Below are 20,288 nucleotides of genomic sequence, written 5' to 3'. Positions count from 1 at the left end.
AATGGGAAAACGTACTGATTTAAAAAGTATCTTGATCTTAGGCGCAGGGCCAATTGTTATTGGCCAAGCATGTGAGTTTGATTATTCAGGTGCACAAGCGTGTAAAGCACTGCGCGAAGAAGGTTACCGAGTTATTCTAGTAAACTCGAATCCAGCAACCATTATGACCGACCCAGAAATGGCTGATGCCACTTACATCGAGCCAATTCACTGGGAAGTGGTACGTAAAATTATTGAAAAAGAACGTCCTTGTGCGGTATTACCGACTATGGGTGGTCAAACCGCATTAAACTGTGCGCTTGAGCTCGAAGCTAAAGGCGTATTAAAAGAATTTAATGTTGAAATGATTGGCGCTACAGCAGATGCAATTGATAAAGCTGAAGATCGTAGTCGTTTCGACAAAGCAATGAAAGCCATTGGTTTAGACACGCCAAGAGCTGAGATTGTACATACACTTGAAGAAGCCCACGCAGCAAGTAAAAACTTAGGTTTCCCTTGTATTATTCGTCCATCTTTTACCATGGGCGGCTCGGGTGGCGGTATTGCTTATAACCGCGAAGAGTTTACTGAAATTTGTACGCGTGGTTTAGACCTTTCGCCGACTTCTGAATTATTAATCGATGAATCATTAATCGGTTGGAAAGAGTATGAAATGGAAGTGGTTCGTGACAAAAATGATAACTGTATCATTATTTGTTCGATTGAAAACTTTGACCCTATGGGCATTCATACCGGTGACTCAATCACGGTTGCACCAGCACAAACGTTAACTGATAAAGAATACCAAATTATGCGAAATGCATCGATTGCGGTATTACGTGAAATTGGTGTTGAAACGGGTGGCTCGAACGTTCAGTTTGGTATTTGTCCTGATACTGGTCGTATGGTTATTATTGAAATGAACCCACGTGTTTCACGCTCTTCGGCGTTAGCATCAAAAGCAACGGGTTTCCCAATCGCTAAAATAGCAGCCAAACTTGCCATTGGTTATACGCTTGATGAATTAACTAACGATATAACAGGTGGCGCTACACCAGCTTCATTTGAACCGACAATCGATTACGTTGTGACAAAAATTCCACGTTTCAACTTCGAGAAATTTGCCGGCTCTGAAGACAGACTAACGACGCAAATGAAATCAGTTGGCGAGGTTATGTCTATTGGACGTAATCAACAAGAATCATTACAAAAAGCCTTACGCGGCCTAGAAGTTGGCGTAAACGGTTTTGACCCTATGGTTGATGTGACTCAGCCGGGTGCTAAAACTAAAATCATGCATGAACTGCAAGAAGCCGGTTCTGATCGCATTTGGTATATCGCTGATGCCTTTCGTTTAGGTTTATCAGTTGATGATATTTATCGTTTAACTAAAATTGACCGTTGGTTCTTAGTTCAAATTGAAGATATTGTTTTAGAAGAAGCAAAAGTAGAAGAAGGTGGCTTAAAAATATTAACACCTGTGTACTTGCGTCAATTAAAACGTAAAGGTTTTGCTGACTCTCGATTAGCTGACTTAATTGGTGTTGGTGAAGCTGAAATTCGTAAAAAGCGTCATAAAGCGGGTATTTTCCCTGTTTACAAACGAGTAGATACTTGTGCTGCTGAGTTTAGTTCCGATACAGCTTACATGTATTCAACTTACGATGAAGAGTGTGAAGCTAACCCGACAGACAAAGAATCAATTATGATCTTAGGTGGCGGTCCAAACCGCATCGGTCAAGGTATTGAATTTGATTACTGTTGTGTACATGCCGCATTAGCATTACGTGAAGACGGTTATGAAACCATTATGGTTAACTGTAACCCTGAAACAGTTTCTACCGATTACGATACCTCAGACCGATTATATTTTGAGTCAATTACTTTTGAAGATGTACTTGAAATCGTGCGCATTGAAAAGCCTAAAGGCGTTATCGTGCAATACGGTGGTCAAACACCACTGAAACTAGCTCGTGCTTTAGAAGCGGCAGGCGTGCCAATTATTGGTACTTCTCCTGATGCAATTGACCGTGCAGAAGACCGTGAGCGTTTTCAACAAGCAGTTGACCGTTTAGGTTTATTACAACCGGAAAATGCTACCGTAACATCTCTAGAAGAAGCGATGGCTAAGGCCGAAGCTATTGGATTTCCATTAGTGGTTCGCCCATCTTATGTTCTAGGTGGCCGTGCAATGGAAATCGTTTATGACTTAGATGATTTACGTCGTTATATGACTGAAGCGGTAAATGTATCGAACGACTCGCCAGTGCTGCTTGATCACTTCCTTGATGACGCGATTGAAGTTGATATTGATGTGGTTTGTGATGGTACAGATGTGGTAGTTGGCGGCATAATGCAGCATATTGAACAAGCAGGTGTTCACTCAGGTGACTCAGCATGTTCACTACCAGCGTATAGCTTAAGCCAAGAAATTCAAGATGTAATGCGAAAGCAAGTAACAGACTTAGCATTTGAGCTAGATGTTATTGGTTTAATGAATACACAAATGGCTGTTAAAGACGGCAAAGTGTACTTAATTGAAGTTAACCCAAGAGCTGCGCGTACGATTCCATTTGTTTCGAAAGCTACTGCTGTGCCATTAGCTAAAATTGGTGCTCGTGTAATGGCGGGTAAAACTCTTAAAGAGCTAGGTGTTACTAAAGAAGTTATTCCACCATATTTCTCTGTAAAAGAAGTGGTTATTCCGTTTAACAAATTCCACGGTAGTGACCCATTAGTTGGGCCAGAAATGCGTTCAACGGGTGAGGTTATGGGTGTCGGCGAAACATTTGAAGAAGCTTATGCTAAAGCCAACCTAGGCGCAGGTGTATCGGTTCCTAAAGATGGTCGTGCATTAATATCTGTGCGTAATAGTGATAAAGAACGTGTAGTTGATTTAGCAAAACAAATGGTCGCATTAGGCTATGAAATTGATGCAACACACGGCACCGCTGTTATTCTTGGTGAAGCGAATATACCTTGTCGTTTAGTTAATAAAGTACATGAAGGTCGCCCACATATTCTTGATAGAATTAAGAATGGTGAGTACACCTACATTATTAATACCACAGAAGGTCGTAAAGCGATTGAAGATTCAAAAGTTTTACGTGGTGGTGCTTTACGTTACAAAGTCGCATATACTACAACATTGAATGCCGCATTTGCCGCTTGTCAATCGCACGCAGCAGATGATCGCAATATCGTAAATTCAATACAAGAGTTACACAAACGCTGTAAATAAGTTACTTGAATCGTTAATTTGTTCTGAAATATAAACAAATTAACGATAAAGTCAGTTTAAGCGAATAATTTTCTAAAGGTGGTTACCTTCTATTATTTAGTATAGGTAAACCGCCTTTCTTGTTAGAAAAAGAAGAGTAAAATGACAAAATATCCGATGACATTGCTTGGTGCCGAGCAATTAAAAGAAGAATTGAGAATATTAAAAACCGAAAAGCGTCCACGTATTGTAAAAGATATTGCTGATGCTCGTGAACATGGCGATTTGAAAGAAAATGCAGAGTACCATGCTGCTAAAGAAGAGCAGGGTTTCTGTGAAGGTCGCATTCAAGATATTGAAGGTAGATTATGTAATGCGCAAGTGATAGACGTTACAAAAATTCCTAATACCGGTAAGGTGATTTTTGGCACAACGGTGACTTTACTCAATATTGATACTGAAGTTGAAGTTACCTACAAGATTGTTGGTGATGACGAGGCCGACTTTAAAACTGGACGTATATCACTAAACTCACCTATTGCCCGTGGTTTAATTGGCAAAGAAGTTGATAGTGAAATTGAAATAACTACACCAGGTGGTGTAGTTGAATATGAGATTGTTGGCGTAGAACACCTTTAATCTTTAATCTTTAATATCAGCATTAAATAAGCCTAGTAGAGTAGACTTAATGTCTGCTCTCCACTGTGCAAAATAATAGTTTAAGCCAGTAAGCTCAAATTTATTTAGAGTTTACTGGTTTTTTTGTGCCTGACAAACCTCGTCATGCGATCCACTAATTGCTTTTACATTTTTATAACCAATACGCTGCAATTGTTCTGCCGCTAACGTCGCACGACCACCAGAAGCACAATGCAGGTATATTGGTGTTTCTACATCTGCACAGTATTTAGTGATATTCATTTCTAAAACACCGCGAGGAATAGCGATTGAGTTTTTTACTGGCGAAGAGGCTGTTTCTTCAGACTCTCTAACATCAATAAATATCGCATTTTTTTGAGTGAAAGCGTGTGCTGCACTAACACAACTAACTGATGCTTTAGCTTGTGCGACTAATTCAGGTACTGACAAAATCATTTAAAAGTCCTCATAAAATATAGGTAATGAGAATATTGTATGGCAAGTTACATTTTTTGTATATTAGTTTTTTCTAATGTAGTGTTTGTTACTGATAGCATAACATTCGCTCTATAATTTATAATAAAGGTTTACGATGGCTTGGAATGACAAGTTTATAAAAATAGATCACAAAAAAAGGGCATAAGCCCTTTTTTGAAAAACCAAAGCGTTTTATCACTATTTACATAAAGCCAAAGTAAACTTCAACTAAATAGAAATAACTTAAACTTTCGGAATACGAATTTTCTTTTCTTCCGTTTGACGGAAAATAACTAAGGTTTTCCCGATCACTTGCACTTTAGTTGAATTTGTTTCACGACAAATAGCTTCAACAATAAGTGCTTTGGTTTCACGATCATCCGTAGGGATTTTAATTTTAATTAATTCGTGGTGATTTAAAGCGAAGTCGATTTCGGCAACTACAGCTTCTGTTAGGCCATTGTTGCCTAGCAATACCACGGGTTTAAGGCTGTGTGCTAAGCCTTTTAAATACTGAATTTGTTTTTTATTTAGGTTCATTAACAATTTTCGTTACAAGTTAGCTTGAATTATCACTATTTTACCTCCATCTAGTTTGTAATACTAATATTGTTTACAAACTGTCTGCTTTTTACCGTACTTTTCTGTTTTATTATGGTTAAAATACACCTGTTACTTTTTTGGTGACGCGTAAAGTGAACAAGTTACCAAACAAGTACCTTTGAATAGCAACAATATATAAGTGGATTGAATGAGCAAGAATAAAGTCAGTGTCAGTAGTGCTCGATGGCTAAAAGAGCACTTTGATGATGAATATGTAAAAAAAGCACAACGATTGGGCTTACGCTCTCGTGCTGTTTTTAAAATTGAAGAGATAAATAATAAAGATAAGTTGATCAAACCTGGCATGAAGGTGGTTGATTTAGGTGCGGCTCCTGGCGGTTGGTCTGAATACGCCACGAAAGTGGTTGGTAATAGTGGGCAAGTTGTTGCATGTGACATTTTAGCAATGGACCCTATTGCAGGCGTAGATTTTCTGCAAGGTGACTTTCGCGAAGAAGCGGTGCTAGATGCTTTATTAACTCGAATTAATGGTAAAAATATTGACGTTGTTATGTCTGACATGGCAGCAAACTTTACCGGTAATGATGCAGCAGACGCGGCACGCAGTATGTATTTAGTCGAATTAGCACTAGATATGTGCAATCAGGTGTTAAAGAAAGATGGCGCTTTTGTAGTAAAAGTGTTCCAAGGAGAAGGCTTTGAGCAATTTATGAAAGACGCTCGAGCCGCATTTAAAACCGTTAGAACTCGCAAGCCTGAATCGTCACGTGCTCGCTCACGTGAAGTTTATCTTGTGGCTACGGGCTTTAAATTGTAGTAAATTAGGTGGAATTATTTCATCGCACCATTTTTAACATTATCAAGAGGTCATTAAGTTGAGCGATATGGCAAAAAATCTTATTTTATGGTTAGTTATTGCAGTTGTATTAATGTCTGTTTTCCAAAGTTTTACCCCTGGAAGCGGCAAAGAGCAACAAGTGGATTACACACAATTTGTTCAAGACGTTCGTCAAGGGCAGATTAGAGAAGTTGACGTTGACAGAAATGGCGTTATTAACGGTATTAAACGCAGCGGTGAAAATTTTGTTACCGTTATTCCTGGTGGTTATGATCGTGATTTAATCAACGATCTCGTTAAGCAAGGTGTTAACGCATCTGGCGAATTACCAGAAGAACCTAGTTTCTTGATGACCATATTTGTTTCTTGGTTCCCAATGATACTGCTTATTGGTGTATGGATATTCTTCATGCGTCAGATGCAAGGTGGGGGCGGTAAAGGCGCAATGAGTTTTGGTAAATCAAAAGCGCGTTTATTAGGCGAAGATCAAATTAAAACTACTTTTGCTGATGTTGCAGGTTGTGATGAAGCAAAAGAAGAAGTATCAGAACTAGTTGATTACTTAAAAGATCCGTCACGCTTTCAAAAACTTGGTGGTCGTATTCCATCGGGTGTTTTGATGGTAGGACAACCAGGTACAGGTAAAACGTTATTAGCAAAAGCTATTGCCGGTGAAGCTAAAGTTCCTTTCTTTACTATTTCAGGTTCTGATTTCGTTGAAATGTTTGTAGGTGTTGGTGCTTCTCGTGTTCGTGACATGTTTGAACAAGCTAAAAAATCAGCACCATGTATCATCTTCATCGATGAAATTGATGCAGTGGGTCGCCAACGTGGCGCAGGTATGGGTGGTGGTCATGATGAACGTGAACAAACACTTAACCAAATGCTAGTTGAAATGGATGGTTTTGAAGGTAATGAAGGCGTTATTGTTATTGCCGCTACTAACCGTCCTGACGTGTTAGATCCAGCGTTATTACGTCCTGGCCGTTTTGACCGTCAAGTTACTGTTGGTTTACCTGATATACGTGGTCGTGAGCAGATTCTTAAAGTGCACATGCGTAAAGTGCCTTTAGGCGACGATGTTAAAGCATCAGTAATTGCTCGTGGTACTCCTGGCTTCTCAGGTGCTGACTTAGCTAACTTAGTTAACGAAGCAGCTTTATTTGCTGCACGTGCAGAGCGTCGTGTTGTAGGTATGGCTGAGTTTGAAAAAGCTAAAGATAAAATCATGATGGGTTCTGAACGTCGTTCAATGGTAATGAGTGAGTCAGAGAAAGAAATGACCGCATACCATGAAGCTGGACATGCAATTGTAGGCCGTTTAGTGCCAGATCATGATCCAGTTTATAAAGTGAGCATTATGCCACGTGGTCGTGCACTAGGCGTTACTATGTACTTGCCTGAACAAGACAGATTTAGCCATAGTAAGCAGCATCTAGAAAGTAACATTTCATCTTTATACGGTGGACGTATTGCTGAAGAAATGATTTATGGTTTTGAAAAAGTATCAACCGGTGCTTCAAACGACATTGAGCGTGCTACACAACTTGCACGTAAAATGGTAACACAGTGGGGCTTTTCTCAAAAAATGGGTCCAATGTTATTTGCTGAAGAAGAAGGTGAAGTATTCTTAGGAAGAACATCTTCTAAATCATTAAATATGTCGGATGAAACTGCCCGTGCCATTGATGAAGAAATTAAAGACTTTGTTAATCGTAACTATGAACGAGCAGCAACTATCTTAAAAGAAAATGAAGATATTCTTCATGCAATGAAAGACGCTTTAATGGAATATGAAACCATTGATGCATTGCAAGTTGATGACTTAATGAATCGAGTTAAAGTTCGCCTACCGGCTGATTTTGAAGCAAAAGACTCTGACGATAAGTCAGACAAAAATGCCGATTCAAGCAAGCCATCAGCTAAAAAAGATGAAGAAGTAAAGGAAACTAAAGAGCCTAAAAGCTCAACTGATAACTCAGACATTCCAACTTCGTAGCTGATACAGTAAATTATTAAAGCCTCAATGGGTTAAATCTAACGATTTAATGCATATTGAGGCTTTATTATTTTAACTTTTTAAAACCGCTAGTCTGTTTCAGAAGTTAAAATAATAAAGAACTCGTGATAAAAGAGAATGCAGTGCGTAATCAACTTAATTGCCCTAACTCAGTACTCGATTTAGCAACCCCTCAGGTAATGGGTATTTTAAATGTTACACCTGACTCCTTTTCAGATGGCGGCAAGTTTGCAAATTTTGAACCGGCATTAGCACAAGTTAAGCGTATGATCACCGATGGCGCTACCATTATTGATATTGGTGGAGAATCTACTCGCCCTGGTGCTGCAGAGGTTAGTGAGGCAGACGAACTTGCACGTGTTATTCCTGTATTAGAAGCCATCAAAGAACGCTTTGACGTTTTAGTGTCTATTGATACAAGCAAAGCTAAAGTGATGAGTGCTGCTATCGCGGCAGGTGCTGATATTATTAATGATGTGCGTGCTTTACAAAACGATGGCTGCTTAGCTGCTGTTGCGAACAGTAATATCCCTGTTTGTTTAATGCATATGCAAGGCTTACCCAGAACAATGCAGAACAGCCCAAACTATGATGATGTTATTACCGAGATTATAGTTTTTTTTCAACAACGAATTGATGCATGTATAAGTGCGGGTATTGCGCGAGAGCGAATAATTTTAGATCCAGGTTTTGGCTTTGGTAAAACACTTGAACAAAATTTTCATTTACTTGCGCATTTATCAAAGTTTTCGGTACTCGATTTACCCATATTAGCTGGGATATCACGAAAGTCGATGATTGGTAATTTATTAAATCGAGATGTTGAGCAACGGCTTGCAGGCAGCATAAGCACCGCCATTATTGCTGCTCAGCAAGGAGCTCATATAATTCGTGTTCACGATGTTCAAGAAACTGTGGATGCATTAACTATATTAAAAGCAGTGACTGATAATCGATAATCGATAATCGCTAATCAGCTAGATAAATTAGTCACGATAATTTTTAAGATGAATAAAATAAGCATAGTGAAATAAAGGAAGATAAAAAATGTCACAAAGAAGATATTTTGGCACCGACGGAATCAGAGGTTTAGTAGGCCAATATCCAATTACACCTGAGTTTGTCATGAAATTAGGTTATGCAGCTGGTCGCGTATTAGCGGCACAAGGCACTAAAAAAGTATTAATAGGTAAAGACACCCGCATTTCAGGTTACATGCTAGAGTCTGCATTAGAAGCAGGCTTCTCTGCAGCCGGTATTGATATTGGACTTTTAGGACCTATGCCGACTCCAGGCATTGCATATTTAACTAAAACCTTCCGTGCTGAAGCAGGCATAGTTATCAGTGCTTCACATAACCCATTTTATGATAATGGTATTAAGTTTTTCTCTCAAGATGGTCAGAAATTACCTGATGATGTTGAATTAGCGATTGAAGCTGAGTTAGATAAAGAGATGAGTTGTGTTGACTCTGCTCATTTAGGCAAAGCAACACGTATTGCCGATGCAGCAGGTCGTTATATCGAGTTTTGTAAAAGTAACTTCCCAAGCCAATACTCATTAAAAGGTATGAAAATCGTAGTTGATTGTGCTCATGGCGCAACCTACCACATAGCACCAAACGTTTTTCGAGAGTTAGGCGCTGAAGTTATCGAAATTGGTACTTCACCAAATGGTACGAATATTAACCACGAATGTGGCGCAACATCGATGGCAGCAATTAGTGCAGCCGTAGTTGAGCATCAAGCTGACTTAGGTGTTGCACTGGACGGTGATGGCGATCGCTTAATGATGGTTGATCATACCGGTTATGTTATAGACGGTGATGAAAGTGTTTATGTTATTGCCTGTAATGATTTACAAAATGGCAGTATTGATGGTGGTGTTGTTGGCACATTAATGAGTAATATGGGCTTAGAACTGGCGCTTGCAGATATGGACGTACCATTTGCACGTAGTAAAGTTGGTGATCGCTATGTTATGGAAATGCTTAAACAAAAAGGTTGGAAATTAGGCGCAGAAAACTCTGGTCACGTTATTAATTTAAACCATACTTCTACAGGTGATGGTATTATTGCCGCGTTAAATGTTTTAACCGCCATATGTAATTCAGGCAAAACATTATATGAATTGCGCCAAGGTATGACTAAATTACCACAAGTCCTCGTCAACGTTAGATTCTCAGGAGACAGTGATCCGTTAGTTAATACTGAAGTGTTAGCATCGGTCGATCGCGTGAATGAAAAACTTACGGGTCGTGGGCGAGTACTTTTAAGAAAATCAGGTACTGAACCACTGATTCGTGTCATGGTAGAAGGCCCTGAACATGATGAAGTTACAGCCTTAGCAAATGAAATTGCCGACGCTGTAAAACAAGCTTTTTAGATAAAAAGTTCGATAGAGTTTAAAGTCGAATGAATAATGAGCAATTAAACATGATATTGCGTGAAATACTTGTATCTTGTCGACAGGTTAGTTAATATCTCGCCGCTTTGATTTAGGAATGATAAATGAATAGACTTTCGATAGTTGCAGCAAACTGGAAAATGAACGGCAGTTTGGCTTTAGTCAACTCAATGGTTTCAGAATTACATAACGTAACGTTAAACGAAAACGTTGAAGTAGTTGTTTGTCCTAGCTTTCCTTACTTAGCGGCATTTAGTGCAGCAAGTAAGAGTGTAAATTTATCATCAGCATTTAGTTTAGGTGCTCAAAACTTAAGCGAACATACTAAAGGTGCATTTACTGGCGAAATTTCAACGTCAATGTTGCAAGAAGTTGGAGTTAACTACGTTATTGTAGGGCACTCTGAACGTCGCAGTATTTATAATGAATCAAGCGCTTTAGTTGCAAAAAAAGTTAATGCGGCACTGACAGCAGGACTTAAACCTATTTTATGTATAGGTGAGAGTGAAGCCGAACGTGTAGCAAACCAAACCGAAGTTGTTTTAGCGGCGCAATTACAGCCCGTTATTGATGAAATAGGTATTGAAAATTTTAAAAATGTTGTTATTGCGTACGAGCCTGTTTGGGCAATAGGTACTGGAAAAACAGCATCGCCAGAAATGGCACAGGAAACCCATCAATTTATACGTGAATTTATCGCAAAAGTTGATGAAAACGTCGCAGTTAAATTGCCATTGTTGTATGGTGGCAGTGTCAATGCGAGTAACTGTGAAGAATTATTTGCACAAGCTGATATCGATGGTGGATTAATCGGCGGTGCTAGTTTAAAAGCCGAAGAATTTAAAATAATTTGTTCGGCAGCAAAGGGAAAATAAAATGTTGTATCAAGTGTTAATTGTAGTGTATTTGATCGTTGCTTTATGTTTGATTGGCTTAGTGCTAATTCAACAAGGTAAGGGTGCTGATATGGGCGCATCTTTCGGCGCTGGTTCTTCAGCCACTATTTTTGGTTCAAGCGGTTCTGGTAACTTCTTAACTAAGTCGACCACGTACTTAGCCATAGCATTTTTTGCTATCAGCTTAGTATTAGGTAACCTAACGGCAAACCGTGTTAAAGCAGGTGCCGACTTTGATGATCTAGCTGTGCCAGTAGAACAAAGTATTCCAGCTGATTCATCAGTTGTCGAACCAAAATTTGATAACGCTGATGTACCTGCAAGCGACGCTTCTGCAGAAAAAGGCAGCGACGTACCAAACTAGTTTTAAAATATTTGCAGATATGGCGGAATTGGTAGACGCGCCACCTTGAGGGGGTGGTGCCTTAGGGCGTGAGAGTTCGAGTCTCTCTATCTGCACCAAATACAGGTTCGATTAGAACCGATAAAGACCGGAATAACCTTTATAATAAGGTGTTCCGGTTTTTTTATGTCTTATAGCGTCCTATGACGGTTTGCAATATCCTATATTTTTAGTAACACTACAAGTAACATTGATGGTTCAAAACGAGACGGGTGTTACATAAATGGGTAGATTAACTAAACCACTTACCAATACAGAAGTAGATAGGGCTAAACCCAAAGATAAAGAATACAACTTGAGCGATGGCAGCGGGTTATCACTTAGAGTTAAAAAAACGGGTACGAAAAGCTGGTTATTTAATTACTTTCACCCACAAACTAATAAGCGAAAAAACTTAAGCATTGGTCAATATCCTTCGATTAGTTTAGCTGCTGCCCGAAAAAGCCGCGAATCAGCGAAAGAGTTATTAGCTCAAAAGATTGATCCTATCGAATACAAAGCTGATCAGTTACGTCAAATGTCGATAGAAGCTAGTCTCACATTAGAGGTAGTGGCTCGTGATTGGTTTACCGTTAAAAAAACGAGTATCGCTGAGAGTACAGCTAAAAGCTTGATTCGAAACATCGAAAAGCATATTTTCCCGATAGTAGGCCATCGACCTATCAATAAAGTTTCAGCACCAGAAATTATACAAGCATTAAAGCCAATTGAGGCAGCAGGAAAATTAGAAACATTAAGTAAGTTGATCGGCGTTTTAAATGAGATTATGACGTTTTCAGTGAATACAGGAGTTACTTCACATAATGCACTAAGTGGTATTAGAGCTGCATTTGAGGCCCCAAAACCTGTCCATATGCCAACGATTAAACCTGAAGGACTACCGTCGTTAATGAAGGCCTTATCGTATTCAAGTCTAGATCTAGTGATAAGGTGTTTGGTAGAATTTCAACTGCATACGATGTTAAGACCAGGCGAGGCTGCTGGTGTTGAATGGTCAGAAATAGATTTTGATGAGCAAACTTTGACTGTTAGAAAGGATCGAATGAAAAAAAACCGTACACATATTGTACCGTTAACAAAACAGACTTTAGAGCTATTAGAATTAATGAGACCAATTAGTGGCCATAGAACTTATGTTTTCCCAGCAATAAGGCAGCCTAATCGTTCTTGTACCAATGAGGTTGCTAATAATGCACTAAAACGGATTGGGTATGGAGGCATATTAGTTGCACATGGTATGCGTGCTTTAGCTAGCACAACATTAAACGAACAAGGGTTTAATAAAGACGTAATTGAAATGGCCCTATCGCACGTTGATGACAACAAAGTTCGCAAGGCCTATAACCATGCAGAGTATTTAACTCAAAGACAAGAAATGCTGAAATGGTGGTCATCTCATATAGAACAGGCTAAATATACTCTGATCGGTCTAAATTCTTAGAAAGCTATTGCAAAACATGGCTTATTCTAACTATGCTTCAGTGAATTAAAGTTTAAGAAAGCCTTCTTGGAACACAACATTTTATCAAAGGGTTAACCAATTTTTTAACAATAGTAGATATAATGAAACATTATATCTACTTTCCCTCTCTAGGCCTCACCCTACATACTTCTATCTGACGAAACCACCCTAAGTTATTGTTTTATGTACACAGTTGTGTACAAAAAATAATATAAAACGTCGCTTGAATAAATTATAGAACAAGGCAAGATAGGTGTAGTTCTTAAAAAAACCTCTTAGGAACTCAAACGACATTAGCGGTACTAAAACCACTAAATTTAAAAAATATGTTGGTAGGTGCGCCCCTCGGACGGCAATCTGAGAGGCGCGGGTCTTACTAACAAAAATAAGGAGTCACGCGAATGACACCCAACGCAAATGTACCCGATCCCCGTGTTCAGATCAATGACCTTGATGGTCGAAAAGCTACGAGTAACACCAGTTACTACCATTCAGTAACCGCCAATATAAGCACATCATCAGCAAGTATAAAAGAAGCCTGCTTATCGCGTGCTGGCAGCCTTAGTTTGATTAAAAAGACTGAAGTGCTTGATTTGGCATGTATATCGAAAAGCACCCTACATTTACGTATTCAAAGTGGTCTAATGCCACCATCAATATCACTAGGAGGTAGAAGTGTCGCGTTCGTTCAGCATGAGATACAAGCTGTATTGGCGGCGCTTGTAGCTGGCCAATCAAATGAAGAGATAAAGTACCTGATAACTGTATTAGTCAGTGTACGACAAGATATTTTTTCTAAAGAGGTGCTGCAATGCAATATGTAAACGAAATGATTGCTGCAATGAAGAGTGACGGCTTACTTGTTAATAATTTAATTTTTGATGATCTAGTCCACCGTGTTCCCACGATAGCAAAACCGAACCAAAAAGATGGTTATTATGTTGCTTTTTCAGGTGGTAGTTCAGTGTATTACGGTAATTGGATAACAGGTGTTGAGAAGGCGCATTCGTTTCAAACCAATGTTACCGCTCGTGATAACTCTTTGGCCCTTAGAGCCGCTAGAGCAGCGTATAAAGAAGCACAGCTTAAAAAGCAGCTAGCAAGTGCGAAGCAATGTCGAACTCAATGGGAAAATGCTCGCGCAGTTTTAACGCACCCATACCTTGTGATAAAACAGATTAACCCATACTCGATTCGTGTCGACAAACACAATAATTTGCTTGTACCAATCATGGATGAACAAGGTGAGTTAATTAACCTGCAATATATTTTTCCTCAAGGTGATAAACGTTTCAATACAGGTGGGCGCGTTAAAGGGGGTGCTTTACAGCTAGGCACTTTAACAGAGCAAACAACGCTATTAGTGTGCGAAGGCTATGCTACCGGCTGCTCTTTACATGAAGCTACTGGTTTACCCGTCGTTGTGGCGTTTAACGCGGGTAACTTGGAAAGTGTTTGTATTCGTGTAAAACAGCTAAACCCAAGATTACGTATTATACTTTGTGCTGATAATGATCATCAAACCAAAGTGAAAACCGGTCACAATATTGGCCTAGAAAAAGCTCAATCTATTGCTGATAAAACTAATGTTCAAGTTTTGTGGCCAAATTTCGAAAGTAATAATTCAGGTAGCGATTTTAACGATATTCATTGCCAATTTGGATTAGAAACACTTCGTTCTATGCTGTTATCAGCAATTAATGTAGGTGCGAAATAATGGCCATTAAATTCAAAATGGATTACGCGGACGAAGTGAAGAAGCGCGGCTTAGAACACATGCTTCAACCAACACCTAATTCAAATGCCGAGCCTATTCCTAATCAAGCTGAAACTGAATCATCACAAGTAACTATTGCAAATAACCCATCGCTTGGTGAAATTCCGCCCCAAAATTTGGGTATGAGAACAATACCTAACGACTTTAACCCCGCTGATATTCCCCCGCGAAATTGGATCATAAACAAATATATTCAAGGTAATTACATAACACTTATAGCCGCTGCTGGTGCAACCGGTAAGTCTATATTTACATTAACATTGGCCGTATCTGTAGCACTAGGTAAAGATTTACTCGATATAGGAACTACCGTGCAAGGTAATGTGCTTGTAATCAATAATGAAGATGATGACGTTGAATTAGACCGCAGGTTAGCTGGGATTTTTAAACTTTATCGGATTAGAAACCATGAAGTCAATAATAGGCTTTTTTTGAAAAGTGGTTATGGTAAACGTATTACGATTAGTACTAAGAATGGGCAAACGATGATTAGGTCGCCTGACGTAGATAAAATAATAGCCGAGATTAAGCGTTGTGACATTAAGGTTCTGATTATTGACCCATTTGTTAGTACCCACCAAGAGCAAGAAAATGACAATTCAGCACTTGATGAAGTGATGAGTTACTACCGGCAGATTGCGAGTGAAACAGGTGTAGCGATTGTACTTGTTCACCATACTCGAAAAAATGGTGATGAATCCGATAGGTTCGCGGGTGATGTAGATTCAATGAGAGGTGCAAGCTCGACTAAGGACGCAGCAAGATTGTGCTTCACATTAGCGAAGATGGGGGAAAAGTCAGCAAACGACCATGGTATTGAATGGCGTGAACGTCACCAGTTAATACGCTTAGATGATGCAAAAAACAATTTCACTTTAAATGCAGGTAAACCTAGGTGGTTAAAGCTGGAAAGTGTACTTATTGCCAATGGTGAATGGTTAGGTGTTCCTAGAGCTTATGATTTACCCAAGCCCGAAACTTCCAATAAGGCTACAGCAGAATCAAAAGAGCATACCATTTTTAGCTATATCGTTCGTGGGGTGCTTGCGGTGAATGGCAATGAAGGTGGTGGTGTAAAACGTCCCATACTGTTGGAACAACTGTTAAAAGAAACCACACATGGTAAATCTAAAATCGAAGGTGACTTAAAAGGGTTACCCATCGGTTCATCTAAATCTAGAAGGGTGAACGTAGATGGTATTTTCTATCGGGTTCACCAAGTAGATGGTACACATGCCAACGCAGCTAAGACCGTTTACGTGATTGTTGATTAATAGATACCCAGTTACCCGTATTTTACCCAGTTATATGCGGGTAACGTGTTTTTATTGGCCTAGGGGATAGTTTACCCGCTTACCCACTAAAACCACAGGGTAAGCCCGTGAAACATGCCGTGAAACCACTGTAAATGCTGAATACCCACGTACCCACTTACCCGTCTACTACGTAGATGAGCCTAAGGTGGGTACGGCTCAACTGCCGTAGTAACATGAATGTTATGTGTATCAAATGAATATTAAAAGTAGAGGTGGACCATGCAAGAGTTAAACACTAAACAAACGCGTTTTGTTGAAGAATTTACGGTTGATTTTAACGCGAGTCAGGCAGCCGTTCGCGCTGGTTATTCTGAAAAGTCATCTCGCGCTATTGGTTGTGAGTTGTTGACAATACCTAACATCAAAAAGGCTATCCAAACGCGGGTAAAAGAGCTATCTAACGACGCTTTAGTTAACCGAGAACTCATTATTAGTGGTTTACTTGCTGAGGCGACTAACTATAGCGATAAGAGCTCTCATGCGGCTAGGGTTAGCGCTTGGTCACAGCTTGCTAAAGTGTCAGGCCTTAACATAGAGAACAAGCCTCATGACGATGTTACAGAGTTCTTACGTGACTTAACAGAGCGAAACGCGGCCAGTCGGGCAGTAAAAGGGTTGTTGCCTAAGAACCATATTGATTTAGACAATTACGACAACTATGGCAACCGCATAAGGCAGTAACGTTACAAAAAAGGGTACCCAGCCCCCCCCATGGACCAAATTCAAAAATTTGGCGGGGGCATTTATATGATAGATGGTTGTAGATATATATCGATGCTTTAAGAAACGTCAAAATGTAGTTTTTGGTGTTTTAAGTGTGAACCAGCGAAATAAAAAATATTAAGTATTTAAAGTGGAATAACAATGATTGAATCCGATAATGACTTAGCAAAATGGTTTTCCGAGGAAATATTTGTAGAATTTAATGAAGCTAAAGTGTACCAGAGTTGTTTACCAGAATTTAGCCTGGTAAAAATACGAACAGGTGTAGAGTTGCTTATTGACTATCTTTACGGTGATTATGATAGTGGAAGTAACAATTTGTTGTTCGATAAAATCAATCAACTACATAAAAGTAATATCATAAATCCGAACATTACGTCACTTTTACATACAATAAGAAAACTTGGCAATACTGGTGCACACAAGTTTTCTTTTACAAAAAACGTAGATAAAAATCAAAGTGGCGACATTAATAAAAATGCTATTCAAGCTGTAAAAACATTTAGAATATTATTAGAAGATGTATATACGAGCCAATCAGGCAATTTTATTAATGAATTAAAGGTAGTTCATACGGAACTAAATCTAGAACACTACCTATTAAAGGTGTTCATAATGGGTGAAAGAGATCTACAAACAATTACAGATTTAGTTGTACTTCTATACGCCAAGGCTAGCAGTAATAAAACTAAAGACAAATTTCTATTAAATAGAGCAATAGATATAGCTAAGTCCAGTAATAATAAATGCCCTCAATTGAGCTTTTTGTTAGGTAAAATGATCTTAGATGGTTGTTTTAATGATAGTAGGCTTGATGAAGGCTTAGATTATTTAAGGCTAGCAATATCATTAGGCAATATAGATGCTTGTATACGTTTTGCATTAATTTGTGGCGAGAAAGATATATGTGTTGATGAGGTCAAAACCTATACAGATATAGCCTATGAAGCCAATGTATTTGATTCTTTTAACCTAGTTTGGCGAGTATACAACGGATCTTTTAAATCAGTACCTATGAACATGGACCTTTGTATAGAAGCTCTTGAAAAAGGTGCAAAAGGCACGTGTGAGTGGGCAATTAGCTTTAATTGTCTTTTAGCTCAAATTTTTACAGAAGAACAGTATGGAATTGTTGATTTTAAAAGAGCTTATGAGTGTCTAAATAAAGTTAAATTGTCAGATAAAAAAATGGCCAACAAGATTGAAAAAATAGTTAAAAGCAATTTTTATAAGATAACGGAAAATAAAAAAGTAAAAGAGCTACCAGGATTTAATACAATGTTAAGAGCATCACCTGTATCAAATGCTCTATCACCGTTATCAAATGCTCTATCATTGGTTAATTATAAGCACTACCTTAGGTGATTAAAACTCGATATGCGACTTTAAATTTTAATCTCACCCTCAAAAAAGTTACCACATCGGTCGTTCGACATAAAACATTAAAGGGTAACTTTGTGCGCTAAGCGGAATAAAACCAATCAAAATATCAAACGTCAATTTTCTGATCACATAGCGGACATAATTTATTTGTTCTATCTCACTATGGGGCAAAAGCCCCCTAGGAGATCATCTTACACTTTATGAAAGCTAAAAATTAAAGACCTTCCCCCACTCTCTTTCAATAATTAGTTGCCCAACTATTGGTGGGCACTGCATAATTGTGTATTTTGTGACTGTAATCTACAAAACACCAAGACATTTTGGTAAGTAAAATAGAGCTAAAATCATGATATATTTGGTATAATCACTCAGTGCAGAGGATCGGAGGGCGTATGGTCGAAATCAACAAGAAAAGCTTAGAAGCAAAGAAAAATCATCATCATGTTTGGGCTAGTTATATGAGGCGGTGGGCATCCGATAACAAGAACGTTTTCTACACCACCAAAAAGAACAACAACATTATTCGAAATGACAGCGTTAAAAGCATTGCTGTTGAGCGTGATTTTTATCGAGTTCAGCCACTTACACCTGACCATGTGGAAGTTATAAAAGGATGGTCATCTAAAAGCCCCGAAGACCTACATGAACTGCATATGTCTTATCTAAATGATTATATGAAAATGCAATATATGGAATCCTTGTATAAGCAGAGTGGCATTAAAAACGAAGAAGCAGATAAAATGCTTGAGGCTTGGAAGTGCAACGGTATTGAAAATTTTCACACGGCTCATGAAGATGAGGTTAAAGATGTATTAAAAGCACTGGCAAATCGTGATTTATCTGTACTTGATAACGACCGGAATATGATTTATTTCTTGCAGTTCTTCGGTCACCAGATTGCTAGAACCAAGAACTTTAAAGATTCGATAGGTGCTGGACTGGATAAATCTAGACCTAGTTTAGATAAAGCCACGGAAGAACAGGTAAACCATATAATGAAGCTGACTCAAGAGTCTTGGTGGTTCATTGGATATATGTTTGGAATGAGTATGGGGCGGTCACTGTACTTAGATAGAAAAGACGATATTCATTGCTTGCTTATCAATGATACAGATACACCGTTTATTACCTCTGACCAGCCGATTGTAAATATTCATCAAGTATTGACTGACGAGATTAAAGCACCAGAAGACCATGAGTGCGACTTCTACTACCCAATATCACCAAACGTGGCTTATATGATTAACAAATCGAATCGTTTTCCACGCGGTAGAGTTCAAGTATCGGTTGATGACGTAGAAGAAATGAACATCAAGCTGGCTAAAAAAGCCAATTTTCATATTATTGGTGACAGTAAAGAATCACTTAAGCCATATAAAAAATATGTAAAAACCAACCTCAATGCTATTAAAGACCTTGTGGAGTAAATTTGTACATTTTTCATATATGGTGTAACGGGGCAGGTCTTTAATTTTGAAATAAAATCTTCAATTTGTGGTTTATAAGTCGCAATGGGGCGAAAGCGCCATAGAAAAATCACCTATTATGTCAACTCCCCCTGAAGATAGCTGACATAAAAATAGAGTTGATTACTTTAATAATTAAGTCGGTTTTGTGGCAGTAGTTATCTTTTCAAACTAAGCCGTATCTGTCAGCTTATGGCTATCAGTTAACCTAAAGAATAGCCAACAGCTAACGTCAACAATGCGCACTTTGAAGCCAAAGTGCCAAACGTCCATTTTAGAATCTTAGTTTCACAGATTTTCATGGGGGAAAAATAACTGAAACCGCCCCCCACTACCTCAACCTAAGTCAAAGTAGCGGGGGATTTTGGCCTCGGTCATGGCTGATCTCAGTTTTCGCAAGAGACGGTCAGCCTGACAATCGTTTGAGGGGTAGGAGGGAGTATTTCGACCGAACTTCCGGCAGGAGGCCAATTTCTGACATAAAGATTTAATAAGCGCTTTATTCTCCGTTATTGAACAATAATTTAAATTTAGAAAGAAATTCTTCTTTATTTAAATATACCCTGCTAAAAATTGATTAATTGGTAATCTTCTCCTATATGTTATTTAGTCAAAATTAACACAGAGCCACATTACGAATATTATTTTGCAGAATTAAATTATTATGTCATCGAAACTTCAAATTCATTTAAAAGAGTAAAATTTAATAATAAATAGAA

The 20,288-nt window shown here is 38.6% G+C and carries 17 protein-coding genes and 1 tRNA gene; 16 read left to right on the top strand and 2 right to left on the bottom strand.

Annotated elements, in window-relative coordinates; genetic code table 11:
• Nucleotide 1: 1 nt before the first annotated feature.
• Together carB and greA are read left to right on the top strand one after the other, a co-directional pair.
• Nucleotides 2-3,220 (top strand): carbamoyl-phosphate synthase large subunit, encoded by a 3,219-nt coding sequence (gene carB, locus DBO93_RS12010; protein ID WP_108456562.1) that lies wholly within the window; start codon nucleotides 2-4, stop codon nucleotides 3,218-3,220.
• 141 nt (nucleotides 3,221-3,361) lie between these two features.
• Nucleotides 3,362-3,838: a transcription elongation factor GreA gene (greA, locus tag DBO93_RS12005; protein ID WP_108456561.1), complete on the top strand. Its 477-nt coding sequence runs from the start codon at nucleotides 3,362-3,364 to the stop codon at nucleotides 3,836-3,838.
• A gap of 111 nt (nucleotides 3,839-3,949) precedes the next feature.
• On the opposite strand, the gene DBO93_RS12000 is transcribed toward greA, so the two are convergent.
• Nucleotides 3,950-4,294: a rhodanese-like domain-containing protein gene (locus DBO93_RS12000; RefSeq protein WP_108456560.1), complete on the bottom strand. Its 345-nt coding sequence runs from the start codon at nucleotides 4,292-4,294 to the stop codon at nucleotides 3,950-3,952.
• 264 nt (nucleotides 4,295-4,558) lie between these two features.
• Entirely contained in the window at nucleotides 4,559-4,855 is a 297-nt protein-coding gene (gene yhbY / locus DBO93_RS11995; protein ID WP_108456559.1) for a ribosome assembly RNA-binding protein YhbY, read from the bottom strand.
• Nucleotides 4,856-5,066: 211 nt separating this feature from the next.
• Here yhbY and rlmE point away from each other — a divergent pair, with 211 nt between their 5' ends.
• The 14 genes from rlmE to DBO93_RS11925 all read left to right on the top strand — a co-directional run bounded on the left by rlmE (nucleotide 5,067) and on the right by DBO93_RS11925 (nucleotide 19,530).
• Nucleotides 5,067-5,696, top strand: a complete 630-nt coding sequence (rlmE, locus tag DBO93_RS11990; RefSeq protein WP_108456558.1) for a 23S rRNA (uridine(2552)-2'-O)-methyltransferase RlmE — start codon at nucleotides 5,067-5,069, stop codon at nucleotides 5,694-5,696.
• Between the two features lie 67 nt (nucleotides 5,697-5,763).
• Nucleotides 5,764-7,716 (top strand): ATP-dependent zinc metalloprotease FtsH, encoded by a 1,953-nt coding sequence (ftsH, locus tag DBO93_RS11985; protein ID WP_204100619.1) that lies wholly within the window; start codon nucleotides 5,764-5,766, stop codon nucleotides 7,714-7,716.
• 200 nt (nucleotides 7,717-7,916) lie between these two features.
• Entirely contained in the window at nucleotides 7,917-8,696 is a 780-nt protein-coding gene (folP, locus tag DBO93_RS11980) for a dihydropteroate synthase (RefSeq protein WP_108457828.1), read from the top strand.
• Between the two features lie 88 nt (nucleotides 8,697-8,784).
• The gene (gene glmM, locus DBO93_RS11975) at nucleotides 8,785-10,122 is read left to right on the top strand and encodes a phosphoglucosamine mutase (protein WP_108456556.1); all 1,338 of its coding nucleotides are present in this window, start codon (nucleotides 8,785-8,787) and stop codon (nucleotides 10,120-10,122) included.
• Nucleotides 10,123-10,247: 125 nt separating this feature from the next.
• Nucleotides 10,248-11,018 carry a triose-phosphate isomerase gene (gene tpiA, locus DBO93_RS11970; RefSeq protein WP_108456555.1) on the top strand — a complete coding sequence of 257 codons (771 nt, stop codon included), beginning with the start codon at nucleotides 10,248-10,250 and terminating at the stop codon, nucleotides 11,016-11,018.
• Nucleotides 11,019-11,022: 4 nt separating this feature from the next.
• Nucleotides 11,023-11,403 carry a preprotein translocase subunit SecG gene (gene secG, locus DBO93_RS11965; protein WP_182254733.1) on the top strand — a complete coding sequence of 127 codons (381 nt, stop codon included), beginning with the start codon at nucleotides 11,023-11,025 and terminating at the stop codon, nucleotides 11,401-11,403.
• 13 nt (nucleotides 11,404-11,416) lie between these two features.
• Nucleotides 11,417-11,501, top strand: a tRNA-Leu gene (locus DBO93_RS11960).
• 164 nt (nucleotides 11,502-11,665) lie between these two features.
• Nucleotides 11,666-12,883 carry a tyrosine-type recombinase/integrase gene (locus DBO93_RS11955; protein ID WP_108456553.1) on the top strand — a complete coding sequence of 406 codons (1,218 nt, stop codon included), beginning with the start codon at nucleotides 11,666-11,668 and terminating at the stop codon, nucleotides 12,881-12,883.
• Between the two features lie 422 nt (nucleotides 12,884-13,305).
• On the top strand, nucleotides 13,306-13,728 hold the full coding sequence (locus DBO93_RS11950; RefSeq protein WP_108456552.1) for an AlpA family phage regulatory protein: 423 nt from the start codon (nucleotides 13,306-13,308) through the stop codon (nucleotides 13,726-13,728).
• Nucleotides 13,716-14,621 (top strand): toprim domain-containing protein, encoded by a 906-nt coding sequence (locus DBO93_RS11945; protein ID WP_108456551.1) that lies wholly within the window; start codon nucleotides 13,716-13,718, stop codon nucleotides 14,619-14,621. Before DBO93_RS11950 ends, DBO93_RS11945 begins: the two co-directional genes overlap by 13 nt.
• Nucleotides 14,621-15,955, top strand: coding sequence for an AAA family ATPase (locus tag DBO93_RS11940; protein ID WP_108456550.1), 1,335 nt, complete (start codon nucleotides 14,621-14,623; stop codon nucleotides 15,953-15,955). The genes DBO93_RS11945 and DBO93_RS11940 overlap by 1 nt, the downstream gene beginning before the upstream one ends.
• A gap of 261 nt (nucleotides 15,956-16,216) precedes the next feature.
• The gene (locus tag DBO93_RS11935; RefSeq protein ID WP_108456549.1) at nucleotides 16,217-16,678 is read left to right on the top strand and encodes a terminase small subunit; all 462 of its coding nucleotides are present in this window, start codon (nucleotides 16,217-16,219) and stop codon (nucleotides 16,676-16,678) included.
• Between the two features lie 183 nt (nucleotides 16,679-16,861).
• Nucleotides 16,862-18,085 (top strand): DUF4145 domain-containing protein, encoded by a 1,224-nt coding sequence (locus DBO93_RS11930; RefSeq protein WP_108456548.1) that lies wholly within the window; start codon nucleotides 16,862-16,864, stop codon nucleotides 18,083-18,085.
• Nucleotides 18,086-18,495: 410 nt separating this feature from the next.
• Nucleotides 18,496-19,530, top strand: a complete 1,035-nt coding sequence (locus tag DBO93_RS11925; RefSeq protein ID WP_204100618.1) for a DUF4238 domain-containing protein — start codon at nucleotides 18,496-18,498, stop codon at nucleotides 19,528-19,530.
• The last annotated feature ends 758 nt before the right edge of the window (nucleotides 19,531-20,288 follow it).

This window comes from Colwellia sp. Arc7-D, assembly GCF_003061515.1.
Lineage (GTDB): Bacteria > Pseudomonadota > Gammaproteobacteria > Enterobacterales > Alteromonadaceae > Cognaticolwellia.
The sequence above is the reverse complement of the archived record's forward strand: the minus strand, read 5'-3'. Positions and strand labels throughout refer to the sequence as shown.

Excerpts from the sequence above, each read along its gene's own strand:
- carB (WP_108456562.1), top strand. The coding sequence starts at position 2 with ATGGGAAAACGTACTGATTTAAAAAGTATCTTGATCTTAGGCGCAGGG.
- greA (WP_108456561.1), top strand. The coding sequence starts at position 3,362 with ATGACAAAATATCCGATGACATTGCTTGGTGCCGAGCAATTAAAAGAA.
- DBO93_RS12000 (WP_108456560.1), bottom strand. The coding sequence starts at position 4,294 with ATGATTTTGTCAGTACCTGAATTAGTCGCACAAGCTAAAGCATCAGTT.
- yhbY (WP_108456559.1), bottom strand. The coding sequence starts at position 4,855 with ATGAACCTAAATAAAAAACAAATTCAGTATTTAAAAGGCTTAGCACAC.
- rlmE (WP_108456558.1), top strand. The coding sequence starts at position 5,067 with ATGAGCAAGAATAAAGTCAGTGTCAGTAGTGCTCGATGGCTAAAAGAG.
- ftsH (WP_204100619.1), top strand. The coding sequence starts at position 5,764 with ATGGCAAAAAATCTTATTTTATGGTTAGTTATTGCAGTTGTATTAATG.
- folP (WP_108457828.1), top strand. The coding sequence starts at position 7,917 with ATGGGTATTTTAAATGTTACACCTGACTCCTTTTCAGATGGCGGCAAG.
- glmM (WP_108456556.1), top strand. The coding sequence starts at position 8,785 with ATGTCACAAAGAAGATATTTTGGCACCGACGGAATCAGAGGTTTAGTA.
- tpiA (WP_108456555.1), top strand. The coding sequence starts at position 10,248 with ATGAATAGACTTTCGATAGTTGCAGCAAACTGGAAAATGAACGGCAGT.
- DBO93_RS11955 (WP_108456553.1), top strand. The coding sequence starts at position 11,666 with ATGGGTAGATTAACTAAACCACTTACCAATACAGAAGTAGATAGGGCT.
- DBO93_RS11950 (WP_108456552.1), top strand. The coding sequence starts at position 13,306 with ATGACACCCAACGCAAATGTACCCGATCCCCGTGTTCAGATCAATGAC.
- DBO93_RS11945 (WP_108456551.1), top strand. The coding sequence starts at position 13,716 with ATGCAATATGTAAACGAAATGATTGCTGCAATGAAGAGTGACGGCTTA.
- DBO93_RS11940 (WP_108456550.1), top strand. The coding sequence starts at position 14,621 with ATGGCCATTAAATTCAAAATGGATTACGCGGACGAAGTGAAGAAGCGC.
- DBO93_RS11935 (WP_108456549.1), top strand. The coding sequence starts at position 16,217 with ATGCAAGAGTTAAACACTAAACAAACGCGTTTTGTTGAAGAATTTACG.
- DBO93_RS11930 (WP_108456548.1), top strand. The coding sequence starts at position 16,862 with ATGATTGAATCCGATAATGACTTAGCAAAATGGTTTTCCGAGGAAATA.
- DBO93_RS11925 (WP_204100618.1), top strand. The coding sequence starts at position 18,496 with ATGGTCGAAATCAACAAGAAAAGCTTAGAAGCAAAGAAAAATCATCAT.